The organism is Butyricicoccus faecihominis (assembly GCF_014648015.1).
GTDB classification, from domain to species: Bacteria; Bacillota; Clostridia; order Oscillospirales; family Butyricicoccaceae; genus Agathobaculum; species Agathobaculum butyriciproducens.
In genome coordinates, this window is record NZ_BMQH01000001.1 from 206,902 (window position 1) to 221,778 (window position 14,877).

Annotated in this window: 13 protein-coding genes, 2 tRNA genes and 1 other RNA gene; 14 read left to right on the top strand and 2 right to left on the bottom strand. The window is 56.8% G+C overall.

From position 1 onward, the window contains the following. Nucleotides 1-44: 44 nt before the first annotated feature. The 7 genes from hisF (at nucleotide 45) to IEY11_RS00895 (ending at nucleotide 5,615) form a co-directional block, all read left to right on the top strand. Nucleotides 45-809 carry an imidazole glycerol phosphate synthase subunit HisF gene (hisF, locus tag IEY11_RS00865; protein ID WP_188885490.1) on the top strand — a complete coding sequence of 255 codons (765 nt, stop codon included), beginning with the start codon at nucleotides 45-47 and terminating at the stop codon, nucleotides 807-809. Nucleotides 810-893: 84 nt separating this feature from the next. Beyond that, nucleotides 894-1,226, top strand: coding sequence for a phosphoribosyl-AMP cyclohydrolase (hisI, locus tag IEY11_RS00870; RefSeq protein ID WP_116704955.1), 333 nt, complete (start codon nucleotides 894-896; stop codon nucleotides 1,224-1,226). A 15-nt stretch (nucleotides 1,227-1,241) separates the two neighbouring features. Further along, nucleotides 1,242-1,565 (top strand): phosphoribosyl-ATP diphosphatase, encoded by a 324-nt coding sequence (hisE, locus tag IEY11_RS00875; protein WP_110436493.1) that lies wholly within the window; start codon nucleotides 1,242-1,244, stop codon nucleotides 1,563-1,565. Between the two features lie 106 nt (nucleotides 1,566-1,671). Then, nucleotides 1,672-2,157, top strand: coding sequence for a pyridoxamine 5'-phosphate oxidase family protein (locus tag IEY11_RS00880; protein WP_188885491.1), 486 nt, complete (start codon nucleotides 1,672-1,674; stop codon nucleotides 2,155-2,157). A gap of 2 nt (nucleotides 2,158-2,159) precedes the next feature. Further along, the gene (locus tag IEY11_RS00885) at nucleotides 2,160-3,380 is read left to right on the top strand and encodes a CapA family protein (protein WP_188885492.1); all 1,221 of its coding nucleotides are present in this window, start codon (nucleotides 2,160-2,162) and stop codon (nucleotides 3,378-3,380) included. Nucleotides 3,381-3,525: 145 nt separating this feature from the next. Further along, on the top strand, nucleotides 3,526-4,149 hold the full coding sequence (locus IEY11_RS00890; RefSeq protein WP_158581313.1) for a TetR/AcrR family transcriptional regulator: 624 nt from the start codon (nucleotides 3,526-3,528) through the stop codon (nucleotides 4,147-4,149). Nucleotides 4,150-4,301: 152 nt separating this feature from the next. After that, complete coding sequence (locus IEY11_RS00895) at nucleotides 4,302-5,615, top strand: MATE family efflux transporter (RefSeq protein ID WP_243183925.1); 1,314 nt, start codon at nucleotides 4,302-4,304, stop codon at nucleotides 5,613-5,615. Between the two features lie 466 nt (nucleotides 5,616-6,081). Here the strand turns inward: IEY11_RS00895 and murD are convergent, their stop codons facing one another. Next, nucleotides 6,082-7,443: a UDP-N-acetylmuramoyl-L-alanine--D-glutamate ligase gene (gene murD, locus IEY11_RS00900; protein ID WP_117491109.1), complete on the bottom strand. Its 1,362-nt coding sequence runs from the start codon at nucleotides 7,441-7,443 to the stop codon at nucleotides 6,082-6,084. 104 nt (nucleotides 7,444-7,547) lie between these two features. Here murD and rnpB point away from each other — a divergent pair. The 3 genes from rnpB to IEY11_RS00915 all read left to right on the top strand — a co-directional run bounded on the left by rnpB (nucleotide 7,548) and on the right by IEY11_RS00915 (nucleotide 9,661). Continuing rightward, nucleotides 7,548-7,887: RNase P RNA component class A (gene rnpB, locus IEY11_RS00905), an RNA gene on the top strand. A gap of 268 nt (nucleotides 7,888-8,155) precedes the next feature. Then, the gene (locus tag IEY11_RS00910) at nucleotides 8,156-8,800 is read left to right on the top strand and encodes a hypothetical protein (RefSeq protein WP_118729400.1); all 645 of its coding nucleotides are present in this window, start codon (nucleotides 8,156-8,158) and stop codon (nucleotides 8,798-8,800) included. 249 nt (nucleotides 8,801-9,049) lie between these two features. Further along, nucleotides 9,050-9,661 (top strand): CpXC domain-containing protein, encoded by a 612-nt coding sequence (locus IEY11_RS00915; protein WP_116704948.1) that lies wholly within the window; start codon nucleotides 9,050-9,052, stop codon nucleotides 9,659-9,661. 69 nt (nucleotides 9,662-9,730) lie between these two features. Here IEY11_RS00915 and IEY11_RS00920 read toward each other — a convergent pair whose 3' ends face one another. Continuing rightward, a complete protein-coding gene (locus IEY11_RS00920; protein ID WP_188885493.1) occupies nucleotides 9,731-10,579 on the bottom strand; it encodes a putative manganese transporter in 849 nt (282 codons plus the stop codon). Between the two features lie 150 nt (nucleotides 10,580-10,729). On the opposite strand from IEY11_RS00920, the gene IEY11_RS00925 reads away from it, so the two are divergent. From IEY11_RS00925 to IEY11_RS00940, 4 genes are all read left to right on the top strand, one after another. Then, complete coding sequence (locus IEY11_RS00925) at nucleotides 10,730-12,448, top strand: DEAD/DEAH box helicase (protein ID WP_188885494.1); 1,719 nt, start codon at nucleotides 10,730-10,732, stop codon at nucleotides 12,446-12,448. 226 nt (nucleotides 12,449-12,674) lie between these two features. After that, complete coding sequence (locus IEY11_RS00930; protein WP_188885495.1) at nucleotides 12,675-13,862, top strand: phosphodiester glycosidase family protein; 1,188 nt, start codon at nucleotides 12,675-12,677, stop codon at nucleotides 13,860-13,862. An 86-nt stretch (nucleotides 13,863-13,948) separates the two neighbouring features. Next, nucleotides 13,949-14,039, top strand: a tRNA-Ser gene (locus IEY11_RS00935). Nucleotides 14,040-14,776: 737 nt separating this feature from the next. Beyond that, a tRNA-Leu gene (locus IEY11_RS00940) sits at nucleotides 14,777-14,861 on the top strand. The last annotated feature ends 16 nt before the right edge of the window (nucleotides 14,862-14,877 follow it).

Sequence of the window (14,877 nt, forward strand, 5' to 3'; positions counted from 1 at the left end):
CCTACGGTTACGATTGAACCTTCGATTTGAACGGAGTGAAAAACTTGTTAGCAAAACGCATCATCCCCTGTCTGGACGTAAAGGACGGGCGCGTGGTAAAGGGCGTGAACTTTGTCGGGCTGCGTGACGCAGGTGACCCGGTCGAGCTGGCAAAGTTCTACTCGCAGGAGGGCGCGGACGAGATCGTGTTTCTCGACATCACCGCCACGAGCGACAACCGCGACACCATTGCCGACGTTGTGCGCCGCACCTGCCGTGAGGTATTCGTGCCGGTAACGGTGGGCGGCGGCATCCGCACCGTGGACGATTTCCGCGAGATTTTACGCGCCGGTGCAGATAAAATTTCCATCAATTCCTCGGCGGTCAAGAATCCCGATCTGGTGAACGCCGCTGCGGAGAAGTACGGCAGCCAGTGCGTGGTCGTTGCCATCGATGCCCGCGCCAATGCCGAAATGCCTTCCGGCTTTGAGGTTTACGTTGCAGGCGGCCGCACCCCGACCGGCAAGGACGCGGTCGCGTGGGCGAAAGAGGTTTACGAGCGCGGCGCGGGCGAGATCCTGCTGACCTCGATGGACAAGGACGGCACCAAGTCCGGCTTTGACCTAAAGCTGACCAAGGCGGTTGTGGAGGTGGTCGGCATTCCGGTCATCGCGTCCGGCGGCTGCGGCTCGCTCGAGCATTTCTCCGAGGTGTTCGAGAAAACCGGTTGTGATGCTGCACTGGCGGCCAGCTTGTTCCATTATCGGGAACTGACGGTCGGAGAGGTTAAAGAGCACCTGAAAGAGAAGAAGATTCCGGTTAGAAAATAAAGCACAGGCTATACCGTAGGGTGCGCCGACTCGGCGCACCCTTCGGTAAACATGAATCATTATCCTAATAGGGAAGTGAATATTTTGGATTTAAGCAAATTTTTCAAAAAGGCTCCTCTGGTGCCGATTATCTGCCAGGATGAGCGCAGCGGCGAAGTCCTGATGCTCGGCTATGCGAACGAGGAGGCCCTGCAGCTAACGATGGACACCGGCACGGCATGGTTTTTCTCGCGCTCGCGCCAGAAGCTGTGGAACAAGGGCGAGACCTCGGGCAATTTTATCTTTGTCAGCAGGATTCTGTCCGACTGCGACGATGACACGCTCATCTATGTCGGCACGCCCAAGGGCCCGGTCTGCCACACCGGACACCGCACCTGCTTTTTCACCACGCTGTGGGAGAAGCCGGAAGAAAAGTAAAAGGAGAGCAGTATTATGAATTCGTTTGAGCAAATGGAAGCCGTTATCGCGCAGCGCCGCGCCGAGCCGCAGGAAGGCTCATACACCTGCTATCTGTTCGAGAAGGGCATTGACAAGATTCTCAAGAAGGTCGGTGAGGAGTGCGCCGAGACCATCATTGCAGCCAAGAACGGCGACAAGGCCGAGCTGGTCGGTGAGATCAACGACGTATTCTACCACATGATGGTAATGATGAACGAGTGCGGCGTGACCATGGAGGATGTCTGCAAGGAAATGGACATCCGCGCCCAGAAGATCGGCAACCTGAAGAAATTCCACGTTTCCGACCACAATACCTGATAGCTGACAGCATAAGACAGCCCTGTGCATATTTTGCACAGGGTTTGTTGTATTGTTGGCGGGAATATGATATGATGATACAAATACTTGAACAGAGGTGAAACTCATGCGCAGAAAAGACAGAGAAATCACCGGCCGAGAGAACATCGAGCCGATCCTGCAGGCCTGCAAGGTCTGCCGCGTCGCCATGACCGGCACGGACGGCTGGCCGTACGTCATTCCGATGAACTTTGGCTACACCTGGGATGAGGACGGGCTGACGCTCTACTTTCACGGCGGCGTGAAGGGCAAGAAGATCGATTCGCTGGGAGCCGACCCGCGCGTGTGCTTCGAGATGGACTGCGAGGAGGGTCTGACCGGCGAGGGCGACTTGGCCTGCCGGTACAGCTATGCATTCTCGTCCATCGTAGGGTACGGCAAGGTCGAGTTCGCGGAGGACAATGAGGAGAAACGGCAGGGCTTTGACGTTATCATGCAGCACCAGACCGGCAAGGGCGGCTGGACGTACACGGACGCGGCTCTGTCCGTTACCGAGGTGATGCGCGTGCGCGCGGAGTCGTTTGAGGCCTCGCGCAAGGCGCCGAAGGGATGAGCATGAAGCACATCGGTACCAAAATTCTGGCAGGCGTGCTGGTGGTGCTGCTGGCGGGAGCGGGCGTGCTGATCTGGCGAAATCTGCCGGAGGCGGCACCGCGCCTGCAGGAGCCGGAGGAGACCGTTCGGCAGGAGCCGGAGGTACAGCCGGACACCACAGCGACCCTGTGCGTGGCGGGCGATATTGTGGCGCACATGCCGCTTGTCGCGGATGCGTGGAACGGCGAAGCGTATGATTTTACGCACCTGTTCGCGGATGCAAGGCGGTATTACGAGGCTGCGGATTACACAACGGCCTGTCTGGAGACCACGTTCAACGGTCCGCCGTATTCGGGCTACCCGCAGTTCTGCGCACCGGATGCGCTGGCCTCCGGCCTGAAAACGGTCGGGTTTAACCTGCTCTCCACGGCGAGCAACCACAGCATGGATACCTGGTACAGCGGTCTGGTCCGCACACTGGATGTGCTGGACGCCGCCGGTCTGGAGCACGTCGGCACTTACCGCACACAGCAGGAGCGCGACACGGTGAAGATCATCGACGTGGGCGGCATCAAACTGGCCATGCTGGCGTACACCTTCAGCACAAACGGCCTGCCGGTGGACAGCGAGCACCCGTACAGCGTCAGCGTCTACACGACCGACTACATGACCGACTGCAGTGTGGTGGATTACGACCTGATTCAATCCGATCTGGACAAGGCGGGGCAGTCCGGTGCGGATGCGATCGCCGTGTATGTACACTGGGGCAACGAGTACCACACTGAGCCGTCCGAGCAGCAGGAGCAGCTGGCAGACTACCTGTTTGCGCACGGCGCGACATTGGTGCTCGGCGGGCACGCGCATGTGCCGCAGCCGATGGAGCTGCGGACGCTGCCGGACGGACGCACCGGCTATCTGTGCTACTGTCTCGGCAACCTGATCTCCAATCAGTTTGACCCGTACACCAACCTGACGGCAGCTGTCACGCTGACACTCACCAGAAGCGGGGAGACCGGACAGGTGACGGTTTCCGGCGCGGAGTACGCGCCGATGTTCATGCTGCACGCAAGCGATTCCAACGAGGGACGCTACCGCCTGCTGGATATTCGGAAATCCATGCAGGATTTTGAGCAGGGGGATACGTCGGTTGTAAACCGGTCGGTGTATGACCGAATGAAGCAGGGACGTTCCGACCTGCACCGTATCTTCGGCACGGATGAGGTGCTTTCGCTTGCAGCATAAGAAAAACAGCAGGTTTTCCTGCTGGTTTTTAACACTTTGGTAACATTTGATTTTCGACACGGTATTGACTTGCGGACACAACGCTGATAAAATAAGTACCATCCACAGAAAACCGTCCTGCTGAGCACCAAGGAGGAAAATGCGCATGCCCGAAGCCAAAAACAACCGCAGAGTACGCTTTACACGGTCTGCGCTGCGTGAAGCCCTGATTGACCTGATTCTGGAGAAGCCGCTGGTCTCTATCACGGTCAAGGACATCTGCGCGAGAGCGGACATCAACCGCTCGACCTTCTACCTGCATTTCAAGGACGTGACCGACATCCTTCGCACGACCGAGGACGAGATCATCGAGCACATGCACGAGCATGCGCCGATGCACGAACGGGAGTGCCGCGATCTGCAGGAGATCAAGGGATTCTTTATCGACTTTCTGGAGCAGATCCGGAGCAATCCGCGCATAATGAAGGTGATTCAGGTGCTGTGCAGCGAGCAGGGAGACCCGTATTTTGTACGCAAGCTGCAGACCATGACGTATGAAGCCTTCCTCGACGGCTGGGATATGCACATGATGCCGGAAATGAGCGAGCAGCGGAAGCTGCTTGTGTTTTCGTATATCATTTCGGGCATGGTATCCATGCTGTCCACCTGGGCGACCAGAGCGCAGGACACGCCGACCGAGCAGGTTGTATCGCTTTTGATGGGGTTGATGTGGCACGGACTGGACTGTTTTGCAGCATCCGACCCCAAAAGTGCTTTTCCGACCGAATAAGCCACTTGACATTTCTATGGGAAGATGGTATATTATAACTGCTTCGTAAATAAGCAATGTTTTCCGTCGATAGCATTGCGGATCGGCCCTTTTCGGTGTATTCCGGGAAGGGTCGATCACTTTTTATATAAAAATTTGAGGGGGAGAAGGAATTGCACAAACAGGGAGCTTTGCGCGAATTCGGGCACTATGCCGCGATGAACATCCTGGGGATGATCGGCATTTCGTGCTACATTCTCGCGGATACCTATTTCGTTGCGCAGGGACTGGGTTCACTCGGACTGGCGGCGCTCAACATCGCCATACCGGCGTACAACCTGATGAACGGCATCGGCCTGATGCTCGGCGTGGGCGCGGCAACGCAGTACACGATCGCGCGGGCGCAGAACGATCGGAGACAGGCGGACAGCGTATTCACGCACGCGGCGGCACTCGGGCTGCTGCTCGGACTGCTGTTCCTGCTCGGCGGACTGTGCTTTGCAAAACCGCTCGCGGGCCTGCTCGGCGCGGACGCGCAGACGCTCGGCATGACGACGACCTACCTGCGCATGCTGTGGTGCTTCGGGCCGTTCTTCGTGATGAACAACGTGCTGCTGGCATTCACGCGCAACGACGGTGCGCCGACCGTTGCCATGTGCGGCATGATCGCGGGCAGCCTGTTCAACATCGTGTTCGATTACATTTTCATTTTCCCGTGCGGACTGGGCATGTTCGGTGCGGCGCTTGCGACCGGCTTTTCGCCGTTTGTCAGCATTCTAGTGCTGCTGACGCACCTGCGGAGACCGTCCCGCGGCTTCCATCTCGTCAAAACGCCGCTGCGCGTCAGCCGTGTGCCGAGCCTGTGCGCGCCCGGTCTGTCCTCGCTCATCGGTGAGATCGCCTCCGGCGTAGTGCTGCTGCTGTTCAATCTGGTGCTGCTGCGCCTCAGCGGCAATACCGGCGTGGCGGCTTACGGCGTGGTGGCCAATCTTGCTCTGGTGGGAATCGCTGTCTTTACCGGACTGTGCACCGGCATACAGCCGCTGGTCAGCCGCAGTTCGGGTCTCGGTGACAGGGAACAGCTGCGGCGGCTGTTCCGTTGGGGCATCTGCACCGCGCTCGGGATTGCAGCCGTGCTGTGCGTGTCGGTTTTCCTCGGCGCGGAGCCGCTGACGGCGGTGTTCAACAGTGAGCATGACCCGCAGCTTGCCGCCTACGCGGAGAGCGGCCTGCGGATCTACTTCACGGGTTTCCTGTTCGCGGGCGTGAACATGGTTACGGCAGCGTTTTTCAGCGCGTCGGATAAGACCGTGCAGGGCTTTGCCATTTCGCTGCTGCGCGGCGTGATTGCTGTGCCGCCGATCCTGTTTCCGCTCGCGTGGGCGCTCGGCGTCGATGGCGTCTGGCTGACGTTCCCGATGGTGGAGCTGGTCACGGCGGTCGCTGCACTCATCTGGGCGCGGAAGTACATCATTGAGAATGAGTAATTGTGCGAGGCAGGAATTTTCCTCGAAGGTGCAGATTACCGTAGGGGCGGACCAATGTGTCCGCCCTTTTTTAACAATAATCAATCCATAAAACTGTATAATGTGCCATAAAACAGTGAAAAAGACGTGCAATGCACGTCTTTCGCTTAACAGGATTTCATCTGTATGGTATAATACTGGTGTTGCCCTACTTATTCCCGGCAACGGGAAGGAGGTGCGCCAAGTGAACTTCACCGTATCGTTAATCTGCTCCATTATGGCAAATGTAATTGCACACTACATTTGCAAGTGGCTGGATGAGCAGAAGTAAGGCAACATCAGCCCCGGCTTAAGCCACCGAAAAACGGAATAGAAAACCCCCGGAGACTGGTACTCTCCGGGGGTTTTCGCCAAGTGAACTAATTCATATCGTTGCTTATAGTATAGCACTGATTGCGAAATAATGCAAGCGTTTATCCTGTTAACCTTACAGCTCTTCCACAAGCGCCTTAAACAGCTTGCCGCGTTCCATGAAATTCTTAAAGCGGTCGAACGACGCGCTGGCTGGACTCATGATAACAACATCGCCGCTTTCTGCGTGGGCAGCGGCCTCCTGCACGGCTGTTTCGAGGTTTTCCACCTCGATAATCGGGGGATGCTCGCCCTCGATATTCTCCACGCACTCGCGAATCTTGGGTGCAGTAGCGCCGGTGAGCAGCAGCAGCTTTACATGGTCGCAGATAGGCTGACCGAGCACGTCATACGGGATATGCTTGTCGTAGCCGCCTGCGATCAGGATGACCTTCTGCTGGAAGGAATTCAGGCCTGCGATGGTTCTCGTTGGACTGGAGGCGATGGAGTCGTTGTAATACTTCACACCGTCCTTCTCGCGCACGAACTCGATGCGGTGCTCAACGCCGCCGAACGTGGTCGCCACAGCGCGGATATCGTCGTCAGAGGCATAACCCTGCACGACAGCCGCCGCCATCATCATGTTGTACACGTTGTGCGCGCCCGGAATGCGGATATCGGATGCGGGCATCAGCTCACGGCGCACGCCGCCGTCTGCGATGTAGATCATGCCGTCCTTGAGGAACACGCCGTTGGCCAGCTCCTGCGTTTTGCTGGTGCAGAACAGATTGCCGGACGCCTTGAGCGAGCGCGTCACCTCATCGTCGAGATTGAGGATCAGCTTGTCGTTTTCGCCCTGATTGCGGTAAATGGCAGTCTTGGCCTGCACATACTCGTCAAAATCCTTGTGGTAGTCCAGATGATTGGGCGTCAGATTGGTAATCGCCGCAATGTGCGGAGAGTGCTTCATGCCCATCAGCTGGAACGAGGACAGCTCCACGACTGCAAGGTCGTTTTCGGTCATCGTGTCCACGCGGGGGAGCAGGGGCGTGCCGATATTGCCGCCGAGATGCACGGTATAGCCTGCGTGCTTCAAAATCTCGCTGACGAGCGTGGTGGTCGTGGTCTTGCCGTCCGAGCCGGTGATGCCGATGATCGGACACGGGCAGACCGCGAAGAAAAGCTCCATCTCGCTGGTGATCTCCGAGCCGTTTGCGCGCGCCTTCTCAAGAAAACGCGGGTGAACGCCCGGGGTACGGAAGATAACGTCCTCATCGAGCGCATCAAGGTAATGCGGGCCGAGAACGAAGTCTACGCCGAGGGTAGCGAGGGTAGCATAGCCGTCGCCAAGCTCGGTGGGTTCTTTTTTGTCATGCACGGTAACGCGCACGCCTGCAGCGCGCAGCATACGGATGAGCGGCATATTGCTCACGCCCGCGCCGATTACGCCGACCCGTTTATCCGACAGGCCGCCGAGGTATTGTTCTAATGCTGTCATAAATGCGTAACACCGCCTTTTGTACTTTGACAGTATACATGATTTTTCACGATTTTGCAAGTCCGGTTTGACGAGAGCGTTTTTTTACGGTATAATGCTATTTGTGACTGGTGCAGACGGTCGCGTGCCTTCGGGCATGAGGAAAGTCCGGGCTGCACAGGGCAAGGATAACGGATAACGTCCGCCGAGGGTGACCTTAGGAATAGTGCAACAGAGATATACCGCTGTTTTATGTCCGCATAAGGCAGTAAGGGTGGAAAGGCGAGGTAAGAGCTCACCACGTCCCATGGCAACATGGGAGGTCTGTAAACTCTATCCGCAGCAACGCCGACTGGGACTATGATTGGCCCGATCGTCCCGACTGGCGGCTTGAGATGCACGGCAACGTGCATTCGAGATAGATGACCGTCCACGACAGAACCCGGCTTACGCACCAGTCATGCCATAGCACCGCAGATTTTTCTGCGGTGCTTTTCTTTTACCTTCTGCAGATGTGTAACCGTAGGGGCGAACATTGTTCGCCCGCAGCACAACCGGAGCCTGTGCAAGGAACGGCCAAGCATACGTTTAACCATAGTGCGGGCGCACACTGTGCCCCCTACGGGATAGATAGTACACTTCTATAAAAACTGCCGTTGCATTTTGTCGCTTTTTCCATATTCTGCGCCGAAAAAATTTGTTATACTTGAGGCAGGATAGGGAGGTGTATTTTATGAAAGGACTGGGAAAACGAATCCTTGTGATGGCGGCTGTGACAGCAGTCTGTGTGTGGGCGGCGGGCAAATCGAGTTACGCGGTAAAACCGTACCGACTGGATGAGGACACGCTTGCACAGCAGGTGCAGATGCTCAAGGAGAACAATCTGACGATGTTTTCCGGTGTAACGATATACGATGGTATCGTGATCGGTGACACGGCGTATTATGTAATGACGCAGGAGGGCATCGAGCAGGAATGCTTTCTGGGCGAAATGACTGCGAAACGCAGCTGGCTCGGTACATGGAAATTTTACAGTATGGGCTCCGGCGATTCCGGCATTAACTACGATATCACCTGCTGCGGCGGACACAATTTTTTGCTGCTGAGCGGCAAGGAACCGGAACAGCAGGTTGCAAAGGTGACGCTCAACTGGTATGGACAGACCTATGAGATGACGAATGAGAGTGCAAAGCCGTATTTTCTGCTCTGCACCGATCTGACCGGATACATGCCGGATGAGTTGCTCCCGTCGGAGGATATGTTCCGTTTTTATGATAAAAACGGCAAGGAGATTCCGCGCTGGTACGATTCATACAGCGGCACGATGAATGGTTCGAGTATTGCGGTCGCACAAGGCAGCATTTACAAGGCGGAATAGACAAGGAGCACCTGCGGTCGGCAGGTGCTTTCTTTTGATACCGAGATTGAATGGTTTGCGGGCGAACACTGTTCGCCCCTGCGGTAAAGCCGGCGATTACTCGACGCAGCGCAGACGGAACTCGCGCAAGGATAGCGACAATTCCTAACTGCTAATTCCTAATTACTGATGATCCGAACTTGCTTACAGCCATATAAATGTGTTATAATAAAATTTAATTGGACAAACACAAGGGGAGGAACCACTGTTATGATGATCGAATGTCCGCACTGTCATATGGAAACCGAACACAAGGTGATCGACCATATCAATATCGACCGAAATCCCGAGCTGCGGGCAAAGGTACAGGACCTGTCTGTCTTTCGTGTAAAATGTCCAAACTGCGGCGAAACCGTGCTCGCCGTACACCCGTGTCTGTACCATGACATGGCAAACCAGTTTATGGTATGGCTGTGGACTGAGGACGGTCAGGTTCCCAAGGCGGAATTTGATCCGCTGGCAGGCTACACCCTGCGTGTGACCGACAGCCTCAACACCTTCCGTGAGAAGATCAACATCCTCGAGCGCGGTCTGGATGACCGTACCATCGAGATCATGAAGCTGCTGCTGTTCGCACAGCTTAACCGCGACCTCGATGTTGTCGAGCTGCTCTTCCACGAGCTGGATGAGCGCACGGGTGATTTCCGCTTCGTGGCCGTGCTTTCCGACGGCGCGGAGCAGTATGCCGCCATGCCGGGCGCGGCGTATCAGCGTCTGCACGCGGATGTGGAAACCTATCTGTACACGCCGGGCGGCGAGTTCTCGCGCATTGATATGACGTGGGCGCATCAGGCACTCGAGCTGCTGCACGAGATGGGCTGACGGTTTACCTTCTCCGCAGGGCATAAAAAAGGATGTGCCGTTTTGACACATCCTTAGATTTTTTCATTCTCAGCCGATAAGCAGCTGCACCAGCGTACCGCCGATCACGGCAGTGGCAAACGTTGCGGCGATGACCGGCAGGGCACGATGACGGCCTTCCTTCTCCTCGAGAAGAACGATGTAGCCGAAGCCTGCGCCGGTGGAAAGACCGGCAACCAGAGCGCCGAAGCTGATCGTGCCGCCGACAAACAGCTCGCTGAGCAGCACGCTCATTGCACAGCTCGGAATCAGACCGAGCACCGCGCACAGCAGAGGCTGGAAGATGCTGTTGGTCAGCATGAGGGAAGCCACACGCTCCTCACCGATGCCGTGTACGACCATGTTGAGCGCGAACAGCACGACAAACAGGAAGATGGTGGTCTTGATGGTGTGGGACAGGATATTCGCCACCGGCGAGGTCTCACAGCCGCAGTCGCCCATCTCGATCTCGAGCGGGCCGTCGGTTCCGGCCTTGTGCCTCCGGAACACGGTGCAGCGCAGAACATAGCCGCCGATGACCGCGATCGCAAACTTGACCACGAGCAGCAGCACCACCTGCTGTACGCTTGCGCCGCCTGCCAGCATGATGGGCACCGCCTCATCCGAGGTGGCAAGGAACACGGCAACCAGCGTTGCCGGTGCAAGAAAGCCTGCCGAGAACAGCGCGGACGCTGCCGCGGAAAATCCGCACTGGGGGATGGAGCCGGCGAGCGCGCCGACCACCGGACCGAACTGCGCCGCACGCGAGAGCAGCTCCGGCGTATTGGTCAGCCGGTTTTCAATGTAGTACAGCAGTGCGTACACGATAAGCAGCAGCGGTACGGTCTTGAGCACATCGAAAAATGCTTCCGGCAGAACGTGATGAATAATTTCTAACAAATAGGTCACCTCATAGTTGATCTGTGGGTTGATAACATTCGTGTTGTCTCAGAGACAATTACAATAAGTATAGCATAGAACCCAGTCCGCAGGCAAGCGGGATTTGCCGGACTGCATACCAAAGATAGCAAAAGGAATCGAATATTTACCATGAAATTTAACGAACTCAAGTTGGAGAAAAACATCCTCAAGGCACTGAAGGAGGCCGGCTATTCCGAGCCGACGCCCATTCAGCAGCAGGCGATACCGCCGGTGCTCGAGGGCCGCGACCTGATGGGCTGCGCCCAGACCGGCACGGGCAAGACCTGTGCGTTCTCGGTGCCGATCATCCAGCGCCTGGCAAAGAGCGAGGGCGGAAAGGGCACTATCCGTGCGCTCATCCTCACGCCGACGCGCGAGCTTGCTCTGCAGATTTACGAAAACGTGTGCCAGTACGCGCGCTACATGCCGTGCAGTGCGGCGGTCATCTTCGGCGGCGTATCGCAGGTGCCGCAGGTCGAGGCAATCGAACGCGGTGTGGACATTCTCATTGCCACGCCGGGCCGTCTGTGGGATCTGATGGGACAGAAGATCGTAAAGCTGGACAAGGTAGAGTCTTTCGTGCTCGATGAGGCCGATCGCATGCTCGATATGGGCTTCTTCCCGGATGTCAAGCGCATCGTGAAATTCCTGCCGAAAAAGCGCCAGACCCTGCTGTTCTCGGCTACCATTCCGGCGGAGATCGCTGATCTGGCAGAGAAAATGCTGCATGAGCCGGAGCATATCTCGGTAACGCCGAGCGCAAAACCGGCGGACAAGATCGAGCAGCAGCTTTATTTTGTAGAAAAGCAGGAAAAGCGGGAACTTCTGCCGGATATCATCCGTCAAAGCAATGTACACCAGGTTCTGGTGTTCACCCGCACCAAGCACGGCGCAGACCGGGTTGCGCGCGACCTCAACCGTGCGGGCATCAAGACCAAGTCCATCCACGGCGACAAGTCGCAGAATCAGCGTCAGCGTGCGCTCGCGGACTTTAAGGAGTGCAAGATCGCGGTTCTGGTTGCGACCGACATTGCCGCGCGCGGCATCGACATCAACGACCTGCCGCTCGTTATCAACTTTGACCTGCCGAACATTCCGGAAACCTATGTGCACCGTATCGGCCGCACCGGCCGTGCCGGTCAGGAGGGCACCGCGATTTCCTTCTGCGACCGCTCCGAGCGTCCGTACCTCAAGGATATCGAAAAGCTGATCGGCAAGCGCATTCCGGTTGCCGGTGAGATTCCGCACGAGGAAAAGGAGGAGGAGAAGCGCGAGTCCGGTCAGCGCAAGACCGCGAACAAGCGCAGCCGCCGCAAGCCGGTCTCCGAGAACGCCACCGCCGAGGAGGTCGCCGCAGACGTTGCCCGCGAGAAGGAAGCCAAGAAGAAGGCGCGTCAGGCGAGAGCGAATGCCAAACGTCCGTCCCGCCGCGAGAAGGCCGCCGAGAAGCAGACCGAGCAGCAGGCGAAGGCAGCCGCGCCGCGCTCCCGCAAGGGCAGAAACGACCGAAACGACAGAAATGATTCGAGCCGCAGAGGCCGCCGGAACGACCCGTACGCCCGCTTCGAGAAGAACGAACCGCGCGTAGATGCCCACACACCGAGCCGCGCGTATGCGCTCAGCGATGAGGCTGCCGCGCGCATCCGCAGGAAGGTCGAGGCCGCATTGGCCGCTCGTGCCGCAAAGGCGGACGGCAAGGCTGCTCCGCAGCAGGAGAAGAAGGGCAGAGGACACGGCAGCAAGTCTGCGCAGAAGCCCGCACAGCAGCAGAACAAGACGGCACAGAGCAAGACGACCAATCACCGTCATAGACGCCGTCGCACCCCGAACAACAACCGTAAGGGTTAAGAAGTTGCTGTCATAACCATTGCACACCGCCTGAACGGCTTTTTTGCCAGCATACTGCGTTGTTTTCCCTTGCAATCCGTCAGGATTCCTGCGGAAAAACGCCTTGTCTGCTGACAAAAAATCTCGTTCATCCGGCGCACTCTGGCTATGAAAGCAACTTCAGTGATAGAGACAAACCCGAACCGTATCCCGCGGTTCCCGGATTGAGAGAGAAGGAGCAACACGAATGAACGGCGCAAAACACCGCTTCGCACTGGGACTGACCTGCTTTTTTCTGATCGGCATCACGGTTGTGTATCCGTTTCTGCTGTACACACCGAACGCGTTCGTCACTCGCTGGCGTGAGTGGTACATCGAAACCGCAATGGGCACCATGACGCACCAGTGGCTGGCCACCTGGTTCATCCCGGAGAACATCATCAACGAGGTGATGACCAAGCGCTACCTGATGAACCAGAAGCAGGAGGGCATCGTCAGCAACTGGGACGGCGCATGGGAGGAGAATGAGGAGGACACCGTCGAAACACCGAAGGACAAATTCTATGCCATGTTCAGTGAGCTGGACGAGAGCGAATTTGAGCGCTTTCTGGCGGATAATCCGGAGTATCTGGAGAACGGCTATGACCAGATCAACATCGATCTGATCGGTGAGCCGAGCCAGACGCATTACGACACCGGCCTCAAGACCAGGCAGGGCGACACGGTGTTGGCGGTCAACGCCGAGCACGGCATTCTGATCGTCGAGCAGACCGGCGAGGACACGCTCGGCATGGAGTACGCGGGCAAGATCGCGCTCTGCAAAAAGCCTGAGAATATCTTTGTCGGCACGAGCGAGGGCCTGGGCGATTACGGCTCGTTCGTATCCGATATGGTGAGAGATTATGACGCCATTCTGGGCATCAACGCCTCCGGCTTTGCCGATTTTGACGGCAACGGCACGGGCGGCACCGTGTACGGCTTCCTGAAAAGCCGGGGAGAGAAGTATCAGGACGCAGTAGGCGACGGCTGGAAGATCATCGGCTTTGACAACGAGGATCACCTGCAGGTCGGTGCGTTTAACGATACCTCCAGCCTGCGCGACGCGGTGGAGTTCCACCCGGCGCTCATCATCAACGGCGAGAATCTGGTCGCAGGCACCGGCCTGAACGAGCAGCAGCCGCGCACGGCCATCGGTCAGGCGAAGGACGGCACGGTTATCATGATGGTCGTTGACGGCCGTCAGATGCACTCGTTCGGTATTTCGATCGAGCGCTGCGGCGAGATCATGGAGCAGTACGGCGCATATCAGGCATCCATGCTGGACGGCGGTTCGTCCTCCGTTATGGTCTACCGCGGCCGCGAGATCACCAGTCCGACTACGCTTTCCCAGAATGAGGAAGGCCGTTATCTGCCGGATGCCTTCCTGGTGAAATAAAAATTATCACGATTTCGGAAAAAGCACTTGTATTTTCCGTCATTGCATGATAGAATAAATAAGCGCCTGTAAGACAGGCGCGATACGGAGAAGTATCGAAGTGGTCATAACGAGCTCGACTCGAAATCGAGTTGGCGGTAACACGCCACGTGGGTTCGAATCCCACCTTCTCCGCCAAAATAAAGACCATCCATCCGGATGGTCTTTATTTTTTACTCCGAAGGTGGGATTCGAAAGGCGGCTCTTAGAAACATGCCAGTGGCATGTTTCAACCGCCGTGGCTTTTCCGCAGAAAAGGAATCCCACCGCCCAGATCTCAGCGCTCGTTCCATACGGAGGGATGGGCGGCTCTTAGCAGAGTGCCGGTGGCACTCTGCAACCGCCGTGGGTGCCCGTAGGCCGACAACCTCTAAAATATTTAATGGTTGCTCGCCGCAGCAAATGGAATCCCACCGCCCAAACCTCAGCGCCCGCTCCATACGGAGGGAAAGGCGGCTCTTAGCAGAGTGCCGGTGGCACTCTGCAACCGCCGTGGGTGCCCGCAGGCCGACAACTTCTGAAATATTTAATGGTTGCTTGCCGCAGAAAAGGAATCCCACCGCCCAGATCTCAGCGCCCGCTCCATACGGAGGGATGGGCGGGGCAGAGTGCATGAGGTGCTTGCGTAACATCTCTGCAAAAAAATAAAAAATTTCTGCCGGCTGACGGAATTTCCCGAAGGGCGGCAGTTTTTCATGCCGCCAAAAGCCGAAGAAAAAGCGTGGAAAAGTGTCGATTTTCGCCTGTTTTGATAATAATTTTCAGCGTTTGAAAATTTCTCAAATTTTTTCGCAAATTTTGTTGACAAAGAGGGACACCCCTGATATAATATATCTTGTCGCTGAGAGACAAGCGGTTCACCGCGAGAGATCAATGCGAGTGTGCTGGAACTGGTAGACAGGCACGTTTGAGGGGCGTGTGTCGATCGACGTACGGGTTCAAGTCCCGTCACTCGCACCACCTTCTTTCAACAACA